The organism is Vibrio sp. S12_S33, from assembly GCF_963889785.1.
Classification (GTDB): Bacteria; Pseudomonadota; Gammaproteobacteria; order Enterobacterales; family Vibrionaceae; genus Vibrio; species Vibrio aestuarianus.
On record NZ_CAWPQZ010000248.1, the window covers coordinates 1 to 487 of the forward strand.

The 487-nt window shown below is 40.0% G+C and carries 1 protein-coding gene; it reads right to left on the bottom strand.

Annotation, left to right across the window (positions count from 1 at the left end):
• Positions 1-123 precede the first annotated feature (123 nt).
• Positions 124-441 (bottom strand): hypothetical protein, encoded by a 318-nt coding sequence (locus AACW06_RS20050; protein WP_192076386.1) that lies wholly within the window; start codon positions 439-441, stop codon positions 124-126.
• Positions 442-487: the final 46 nt, after the last annotated feature.

Below are 487 nucleotides of genomic sequence, written 5' to 3' on the forward strand. Positions count from 1 at the left end.
TAACGCCAAATTAAGGTGTGAACAACGCTAGCCACCTGACCTAAAGCATTGTGCCATAAACACTAAACTAGCTTGAAGTGAAAGCGCCGAGCGTTGTGAATCACTCTTAAATTTCTTGTTATGTTAATTAGCAGGATCAAATTGATTGACTAAACAGTAACCCACACCACCCTCTCTTCCTGTGGTGTAAACGGTACCGGACTTATTACCAGATGCCCAAGCAGCCAGAATCACGGAAGTAAGTGCTGTATGTTCTTGCTTGATGAACAACCAACCATATGGAGTTCCTGCACAGTTATCTGGTTGCCCAGTATCCATCATGATCATAATACCGGCGGTTGTAACAGTTAAGTTCTTGATTTTCCCAGTTTGATAATGCTCAGCAGCAAATGAGCCTATCGAAATTACAGAAAGCAAAAAACACCAAAACAATTTTTTCATTTATTTTTCCTCGAATATTCCTTATGACTTTAAGTAACATAACGCC